Raw genomic sequence first — 8,368 nt, 5'->3', positions numbered from 1 at the left:
GGGGGCGGCGGGAGCGATCCGCTCCTCGACGCCGTCTGGGAGGGGCTCGCTTCCTCGACCGCCCGACTCGATGGGGTGGACGTGCCTACCGTCGAGGTGCCGAACGGAACGCTCCGGGACCTTCGTGCGTCAGCCGAGGGTACCCCGGTCTATCGAGCCGAGGAGATCACCCCGCCGACGCTCGTCGTTCGCGGCTCGCTCGATCCGACCGCGACCCGACCCGACGCGCTCGCGCTGTATGACGAACTCCGCGAGGGACACGCGAACCGAGAGTACGTCGAAATCAGCGGCGGAACGCATTTTATCCCCCTCGAGCGACGACGGACCGCACTGTACGACGCAGTCCATAGCTTCCAGAACCGGACCGTCCGTCAGTAGCGGAGCCACCCGGGAACCGGCACTGTTCAGGGCTCTCGATCCCAGTGCTCCGGCTCCGCTTCCTGTTCGCGATCCCGGAGCTTTTGTTTCTGAATTTTCCCGGTCGGCGTGTATGGGAACTCGTCGACGAACTCGACGTATCGCGGGAGCTTGAACGAGGCGAGTTCGCCGCGACAGTGATCGACGATTTCCGCCGGTGAGAGTTCTTCGCCGTCTTTCACTCGAACGAGCGCTTTCACGACCTCCGTGTAGAATTCGTCGGGACTCGGAATAACGGCCACTTCGTCGACCGCGTCCATCGCCTTGATGACGCTCTCGACCTCGAAAGACGAGATGTTCTCGCCGGCCCGGCGGACGATGTCTTTTTTCCGATCGAGGAAGTAGAGGAAACCGTCCTCGTCGAGTTTGCCGTAGTCGCCCGTGTAGAACCAGCCGTCGACCATCGCTTCGTCGGTCTTGTCCGGCTGCCCGTGATAGCCCGCCATGAGTGCCGGATCGCGCTGGACGATTTCGCCTTTTTCACCGGTCGGTACCGGATTTCCGTCCTCGTCGACGATGCGAACGCGTTTTTCTGCCGGCGGGAGCCCGACGCACCCGATGCGCCGTTTGGATTCGTCGACCGGGTTGAGCATCGCCAACGGGGCTTCGGTGAGCGAGTAGCCTTCGACCATCCGTACGCCGAACCGTTCCTCGAACGGTTCGATGAGTTCGGGGGGCGTCCCCGCGGACATGACGATTTCGACCGGATTGTCGCTATCGGCTTCGGTTTCGGACAGGTTGTCCAGCATCTTGAGCATACTCCCCATCGCGTTGAACACCGTGACGTCGTGGTCGCGACACCAGTCCCACCAGTTCGTCGACGAAAACCGCTCATAAATCACGACCTCCGCGCCCCCCGCGACGGCGGCGAGGGTTGAATATATCTGCGCGTTCGCGTGGAAGAGCGGCAACGCCGTAAACAGCGTGTCGTCGATCGTGATCTCCAGCCGTTTCTGGAAATCGATCGCGCTGATCGTCCAGTTCCTGTGCCGGCACTCAACCGCCTTCGGCGGCCCCGTCGTCCCGGACGTGTACATGTGGAGGCCGACCGTCTCCGCGTTGCCGTCGTGGGGTTCGACATCGGTCGACTGGTCGGCCGCCAGCGCGGGGAGCGACTCGTGACCGTCGACCGGCTCCGTTGTCAGAATTCGTTCGACGGCGGTTCCATCCGCGGCATCGACGGCGACCTCAAGGAGGTCAGGCGTCGTCACGAGTACCCTCGGCCCCGAGAGTTCGAGCGAGTGTCGCAGTTCAGACGGTTGGTACTCGGGGTTCGACGGCGCCGTCACGCTGTTGCGATACGCGTTCGCGAACAGGAGAAAGACGAACTCGGGCCTGTTCGGCAGGAACAGCGCTACCCTGTCACCGGCGTCGACGCCGAGCTCCGCCAGCGCGTTCGCGTATCGCTTCGACTGGTTTCTCACCTCACGGAACGTGAACGTCTCGTCCGGAACGGTGAGAAACGGTTCGTCCGGCGTTCGTTCGACTCGCGCCTCAAGCAGTTTTTCGATTCGCTTCATATTCTACGTGTTTTGTGGGCATACAACATTTAGCTGTCGTTCCGTTCGGTCTCGTCAGTAGACCGGTATCCTCATCGGTGGACGCACGGTTCGTTCGATGCGGCCCGAACTAGACTCACTACCCTCGTAGCGTCGCCTCATCTGGAGATAGTGTCCGACATATCGGTCCTCCAGACGGTTACATGGCGTTGACGCCCCTCTCGGGGCGGCCGCCCTCGATCGTATCGAGCCACTCCAGAAACACGTCGAGAACGAATGTTCAAACCCGTATCAGGTCTCCCCGGTAGCCCATGTCACGTTCGCCCACCGCCGTTTCATGTCTCGATCGCACGTCGACCAGCTCCGACCGTGCAGCCGAGTTTGGTTGGTGAGCGCGTCGATTTCCTGCCGTTGTTCGGTGGGAGGCAGGTGATGGAGAAATCCGAACTTCATTACCAGCGGCACCTGCAGCGGTGAGAGGGAGACGTCCTCAAGCGGTTCTCGAAGCAGCGATTACAATCGGTGGCCGCCCGATTCGGTGATCTGGTACGTGCCGGCCCCGTTGGCGAGCTTCAATTCGACGTGACCGCGCTCCTTGAGCCACGTCATCGTCGGGCCCAGTATTCCGGTGCTCGCCCACCAGTATCGACCGAAGTTATGCTGGAGGGTGTCGTGGATGTTTCGGACCGTCGCTTGTTTTTCTTCGGTGAGGACCTCGAGTATACCCAGAGTCGTGAGATCAGGCTGTTCCATAGGCATCATTGAACACCAGAGCAAATAACGCTACGAGGATGATTTCAGCCGCTGTCGCGACAGACTCAATGGATATTCCTGTCGACGTTTTCCCAGTGTGGCTCACGGAGGACCTTCTTGTCCACCTTTCCGTAGGGTGTCGTCGGAATCTTGTCGCGGAACTCGACGCTCTTCGGTTTCTTGTAATTGGCAAGATGAGTGTCGGCGAACGCCAGTATGTCGCTGGAATCGATGTTGTCGCTCTCGGTCTCAACGACGGCGTGAACCGCCTCTCCCCAGTCGTCGTGCGGGACGCCGATGACGGCGACGAGGTTCAGATCGGGATGGCGTTCGAGAGCGTCCTCTACTTCGGTGGTGTAGACGTTCATTCCGCCCGAGACGATGACGTCGTTGGCGCGGTCGAGCAGGTAGACGTACCCCTCTTCGTCCATTCGGGCGATATCGCCGGTCAGGAGCCAGCCGTCGACGAGCGTCTCCGCAGTCTGTTCCGGTTTGTCGTGGTAGCCGTCCATTACGTAGGGAGAACGCATGATCAGTTCGCCGACCCCGCCCCGGTCGAGGATCGACTCGATCCGCCCGTGTTCGACCTCGGCGATTTCGGCGTCGACCATCGTCGCGGGACGCCCGCAGGACTGGACGCAGTCTGCGCCCGGTTCGTGATCGACTTTCGGGAGGACCATTCCGACGTTCGGCATCTCCGTCTGGCCGTAGGCCTGGATGAACACGTCGCCGAACGCGGCGATCGCCTCTGTCAGACGCTCCTCTGAGATGGGTGCAGCACCGTAGACGAGAGTGTCGAGGGTCGATACGTTCGCGTCGGCCACCGCGTCGTGGTCGAGCATCCGGTAGATCATCGTCGGTACCAGAAACGTCCAGGTGATCGGTTCGTCGTCCAGCAACGCGAGGAACTCTCCTGGATCGAACCCCGGGGTGACGGTGAGATGCGCCCCCTGTGTCAATGCACCCAGGTGGATGTATCCGGCCGCGTGAGGAAGCGGTGTCGAGATGAGCATCGATTCGCCGTCGCGGATTTCGAACGCGATGACGTGGGCGAGCATGTCCATCGCGATGAGTCGATGCGTGTGCCGCGCCCCCTTCGGCCGGCCGGTCGTTCCGCCGGTGTAGGACAGTCGCAGGAGGTCACCCGGATCGATAGACACGTTGAGCGCGACATCGCCGGCCTCGTTGAGGGCGGTGTCGAGCGGGAGCTGTCCGTCCGGCGGGCTCTCGTCGACGGCGATTACCGTCTCGAGGTCAGGGAGATCGGATCGCAATTCCTCGATCGTGTCGGTGAAATCCGGACCCACGACCACACCCCGTGCCCCCGAATCGGCGAGCATATACGAGAATTCGTCTCTCGTCAGCATATCGTTCATCGGAACGTTCACGAAGCCGCCGCGAACGCAGGCGAAGTTCGCAGTGAAATAATCTAGCCGATTCGACATCATGATGCCGACAAAGTCGCCTTTCTCGAGCCCGCGCTCGGACAACACTCGTGCCAGTTTCCCGCCGCGGTTCCACGCCTCGCCGTAAGTCATCGTTTCGCCGCCGACCGTGGCGAGCGAACGCGACGCGTACTTCGTACAGGCCTGGTGAAGCAGTCCGTGCGCTGTCAGGATGTCACTGTCGATCATGGTATGTTCTACCGACTCGTGTCGAAGCGAGTAAACTCTTTCCACGGACGGGACCGGTCGTCATCCTGCAGACGGGATTGGTCGTCGTACCGCAGGCACCCTTCGCGAACCGTCCGTCGAGAACCGAGCTACCTGCAGCAACTATTTTACCCAGTATGAGAGAGTAGTCCCGTATGACTCGATATTTCGAGGATCTCGAACCCGGTGACGTGTTCGAGACGAGCGGATACACCGTCAAGAAAAACGAGATAATCGAATTCGCCGAGCAGTTCGATCCGCAACCGTTCCACGTCGACGAGGCGGCGGCCGAGGACTCAATATTCGGCGGACTGATCGCGAGTGGAATTCACACGATGGCGCTGGCCAGCAAACTGACCGTCGAGGAGACGTTCGACATGATCGCCAATCTCGGTGGCAGAGGGATGGACGACTTGCAATTTCATCAGCCGGTACGGCCGGGGGATACGTTGCACGTCGAACTCGAAGTCCTGGAAACGACCCCGTCCGAACGTCACTCGGAAAGAGGATACGTCACGTACGAGCAGCGCGTGCTCGACGACAGCGACGCCGTCGTCCTGTCGCTCCGGATGGAAACCATCGTTCGTCGACGACCGGAAGGTCAGACTGAGTAGCAGGCGACGAGTACCGAGTCCTTGTCGGCTTCCTCGTTCGTCGTGAAACGACACGGACGTCCGGGTGGCAATCAGACGGAGATCGGATCGTGTGCGAAGCCTTCCGCCACGTGAGTGGACGGGACGCTCGCAGCGTTTGTCCGGGCAGGCGGACCGAGTGGAACTCTCCACTGCGACCGTCCCCGGGACGGAAACGCTTAACACACCATCCGCGGAACGTCCGTACCATGGTGACGGAACTGTGTTTTACGTCGATGACGGATATCGCAAAGCAGATCGATCGGGGAGAGATCTCGCCACTCGAGGCGGTCGATGCCTACCTCCAGCGGATCGAACAGCGCAACGACGAGCTACGAGCCTACAGTACGGTCATCGGAGACAAGGCGCGAGCGAAGGCCCGCGCGGCCGAGCGCACGATCGAACGCGGTGACGAGACCGGCCCGCTGCACGGCGTCCCGATCGCGATTAAGGACCTCTTCGCGTACAAGGCGGGTGTTCGTCACACGTTCGGGTCGACGGTCTTCGAGGACTTTGTTCCGGATCGAACGGCTCCCGTGGTCGAACGACTCGAGGATGCCGGTGCAATCGTCCTCGGGAAGACGAACACTCCGGAGTTCGGCAATCGACCGACAACAGATAATGAACTCGTCGGGACTACCCGGACGCCGTTCGACACCGAGCGGACCGCCGGCGGTTCGTCCGGCGGGAGCGCCGCTGCGGTCGCGGACGGGCTTGCCGCGGCCGCTCAGGGGTCCGATGCCGGGGGCTCGGTCCGAATTCCCGCCGCCTGCTGTGGGGTGTACGGGTTCAAGCCGACGTTCGGTCGGGTCCCGAATGGGAATCCGACGAACGCGTTCGCGGAACACACGCCGTTCGTCCAACACGGGCCGCTGACCCGGACCGTCGAGGACGCTGCGGTACTCCTCGATGTGATGACAGGACCGCATCCCGACGATCCGTTCACGCATCCGGAGGCGGACTCGAGCTACGTCGCGGCCGTCGACCGATCGATCGATGACCTCGAGGTTGCGTACAGTCCAACGCTGGGACTGTTCACGATCGACAGTCGCGTCCTGGAGACGGTTGAGGACGCGGTCGACGACCTCGCGACAGCGGGTGCGACGGTCGACGAGATACCGATCGACTTCGATCGCGACCCGGACGAGATCCGCGACGCCTGGAAGACGCTCTTTCAGGTGATGGTGGCGGACATCGCTCGACAGCTATACATGTCACACGGAATTGACTTGGTCGCGGACCATGAGTCGGAGATAGATTCGCTATTCGTCGAGATTGTGAAGGCCGGTCGCGCTCACTCGGTAATGGAGTACAAACGCGCCGACAGCGTCCGAACTGACGTGTACGCCGCAATCTCGGACGTGTTTGACGCGCACGACCTGTTAGTGACACCGACGATCGCCGTTCCGCCGTTCGACGCCGACGAACTCGGTCCGTCAGAAGTCGACGGCACTGATATCGATCCGTTTATCGACTGGATCCTCAGCTGGATATTCAACATGACCGATCATCCGGCAGCATCGGTCCCGGCAGGATTCGTGGACGATTCTCTCCCTATCGGAATGCAACTCGTTGGGGATCGATTTGCCGACGCCGACGTCCTCGCAGCTAGCGGAGCGTTCGAACGACAGCGCCCGTGGCACGACGCTTATCCCGGACAGAGCTGATACGAACAGCGAGCGTCACGTCCTCCGGGACGTATCTGTTCTTTTCCGGAGTGCGTTACGGTATATGCGGAGCGTGCTCCTCGTGGCGATGTGTGACACAGTTGCAGGACTGGTGCGTCGTTAACTGTCGCTTCCGGAACCACGTACTCTGGGATATATTCCGGAATAGCCAAAGTATACTGGTTGGTGCCAAATAATAGTCTAATAGCGGATCGAAACCGGTTATTAGCTCTCCGGTCGCACACTTATTACAATCAAGCCTGTGTAATGCGTTTCGGTTCGCTCAGCGGTATTGTGAATGGAGATTTACATTCGTACCAATGTAAATATATAACCATATCCCGAGAATTACGGTATTACCGTAATTAAAGTGAGGCGGAGATGGGAAGCGGATACGCGCAACATCGAATTATCACACCGCGCTAGTCACCGCTCTCCCCGCTTTGGTCGATGCACCGATTTCGAAATAGCCGGAACAATTATCCGCTGGCCTGTGGAACGAGTGCGTATGACAACCGCAGTCAAATCGGTCAAGCGGGCAGATCGGCTCCTGGAGACGCTCGCGGATCTCGAGGGGGCGACGGCGTCCGAATTGGCTGAAGAGGTCAACATACCGCTGAGTTCGGTGTACGACTATCTCACTACGTTTGAGTCGCTCGGTTACGTCGTCAAATCGCCCGATGGTCAATATACCGTCTCCTTCGGGTTTCTTGAACTCGGGAATCGAATTCGGAACCAATACGACATCTATCGAGTCGCGGAGCCCGAACTCAAATCCCTCTCGCGAGAGACCGGTGAGTACGTTGTCCTCATGATCGAAGAGGATGGACTAGGTGTCATCATAGAGCTACAGAAGGGTGATAAGAGTTCGAACATTCACATACGGGAAACGCATCCCGGGACGAAGACGCGACTGAGCACGACCGCGAGCGGAAAGTCAATTCTCGCGCAGTTTTCCGACGATCGCGTCCGCGAGATCGTCGATCGATACGGTCTGGCACCGAAGACCAGGAACACGATTACGAGTTCGGACGAACTGTTCGAGGATCTCACACAGATCCGAGACGTAGGCTACGCTATCGATGACGAGGAACGGTTCGAGGGAATGCGCGGCGTCGGTGCACCGGTTGAGACCGGCGGCGACGCTGTTACCGCCGGTATCGCCATCTACGGCCCGGCGAACCGTCTTACCGATGCAATGATCCACAAAGAGTATCCGAACCGAATCCTCGAGACCGCGAACGTCATTCAAGTCAACCTATCTTACTCGTGACTTATCCTCGCAGCATGTAATACAGATTGCATCGTTAAATTGACGGTGATTACTGCCTCCACGGATCGAGCGGTTCACCGCCAGTTACTACGACTCGGAGCTCGTGGTCGATAGTTTCGAAATCGATAGACGGGTTAATGAGCTGTCGGAGGAGCGTTAGCGGCGTAAAGAAGTTCGTGACCTCGTGTGTTTCGAGGACGTTGACAACCGCGCTCGGAGTGAGTTTCCTTCAATACGCCGTTGTCCCATACCCAGATGAAGCGGGAATGCGGTACAATCGAACAAACCGTGCGACCACGCCGACGGAGCGTCTCCGAAGTACTCGTCCATCGGCCGCTGGTCTGCAGCCCAGACGAACAACGGATACAGCGTAACGATGCCGGCGTGTCGTACCTCGACGCCTTTCGGTGTACCTTCCAATCGTGTACTGAATCCAATACGTGTGATCAGCGCGGGTATCGGCCACCGAATAGTT

The 8,368-nt window shown here is 59.8% G+C and carries 6 protein-coding genes and 1 pseudogene; 4 read left to right on the top strand and 3 right to left on the bottom strand.

The annotated features are described in order from the left end of the window. Positions 1 to 378, top strand: a pseudogene (locus NATTI_RS26680) (alpha/beta hydrolase); the annotation flags it as partial. A gap of 26 nt (positions 379 to 404) precedes the next feature. Here NATTI_RS26680 and NATTI_RS0121990 read toward each other — a convergent pair. The 3 genes from NATTI_RS0121990 to NATTI_RS0121980 all read right to left on the bottom strand — a co-directional run bounded on the left by NATTI_RS0121990 (position 405) and on the right by NATTI_RS0121980 (position 4,303). Continuing rightward, positions 405 to 1,937, bottom strand: a complete 1,533-nt coding sequence (locus NATTI_RS0121990) for a class I adenylate-forming enzyme family protein (protein WP_006092074.1) — start codon at positions 1,935 to 1,937, stop codon at positions 405 to 407. A 492-nt stretch (positions 1,938 to 2,429) separates the two neighbouring features. After that, complete coding sequence (locus NATTI_RS0121985) at positions 2,430 to 2,669, bottom strand: hypothetical protein (RefSeq protein WP_006092073.1); 240 nt, start codon at positions 2,667 to 2,669, stop codon at positions 2,430 to 2,432. 65 nt (positions 2,670 to 2,734) lie between these two features. Continuing rightward, a complete protein-coding gene (locus NATTI_RS0121980; protein WP_006092072.1) occupies positions 2,735 to 4,303 on the bottom strand; it encodes an AMP-binding protein in 1,569 nt (522 codons plus the stop codon). Positions 4,304 to 4,476: 173 nt separating this feature from the next. Between NATTI_RS0121980 and NATTI_RS0121975 the strand changes: the two genes are divergently transcribed. The 3 genes from NATTI_RS0121975 to NATTI_RS0121965 all read left to right on the top strand — a co-directional run bounded on the left by NATTI_RS0121975 (position 4,477) and on the right by NATTI_RS0121965 (position 7,893). Then, a complete protein-coding gene (locus NATTI_RS0121975) occupies positions 4,477 to 4,935 on the top strand; it encodes a MaoC family dehydratase (RefSeq protein ID WP_006092071.1) in 459 nt (152 codons plus the stop codon). 227 nt (positions 4,936 to 5,162) lie between these two features. After that, on the top strand, positions 5,163 to 6,620 hold the full coding sequence (locus NATTI_RS0121970) for an amidase (protein WP_006092070.1): 1,458 nt from the start codon (positions 5,163 to 5,165) through the stop codon (positions 6,618 to 6,620). 508 nt (positions 6,621 to 7,128) lie between these two features. Continuing rightward, positions 7,129 to 7,893, top strand: coding sequence for an IclR family transcriptional regulator (locus NATTI_RS0121965; RefSeq protein WP_006092069.1), 765 nt, complete (start codon positions 7,129 to 7,131; stop codon positions 7,891 to 7,893). Positions 7,894 to 8,368: the final 475 nt, after the last annotated feature.

This window comes from Natronorubrum tibetense GA33 (assembly GCF_000383975.1).
GTDB classification, from domain to species: Archaea; Halobacteriota; Halobacteria; order Halobacteriales; family Natrialbaceae; genus Natronorubrum; species Natronorubrum tibetense.
Note: the sequence above shows the minus strand (reverse complement) of the source record. Positions and strands in the feature narration are given on the sequence as shown.

Bases quoted from the DNA above. Each gene is read 5' to 3' on its own strand.
- NATTI_RS0121990 (WP_006092074.1), bottom strand. From the start codon at position 1,937: ATGAAGCGAATCGAAAAACTGCTTGAGGCGCGAGTCGAACGAACGCCG.
- NATTI_RS0121985 (WP_006092073.1), bottom strand. From the start codon at position 2,669: ATGGAACAGCCTGATCTCACGACTCTGGGTATACTCGAGGTCCTCACC.
- NATTI_RS0121980 (WP_006092072.1), bottom strand. From the start codon at position 4,303: ATGATCGACAGTGACATCCTGACAGCGCACGGACTGCTTCACCAGGCC.
- NATTI_RS0121975 (WP_006092071.1), top strand. From the start codon at position 4,477: ATGACTCGATATTTCGAGGATCTCGAACCCGGTGACGTGTTCGAGACG.
- NATTI_RS0121970 (WP_006092070.1), top strand. From the start codon at position 5,163: ATGGTGACGGAACTGTGTTTTACGTCGATGACGGATATCGCAAAGCAG.
- NATTI_RS0121965 (WP_006092069.1), top strand. From the start codon at position 7,129: ATGACAACCGCAGTCAAATCGGTCAAGCGGGCAGATCGGCTCCTGGAG.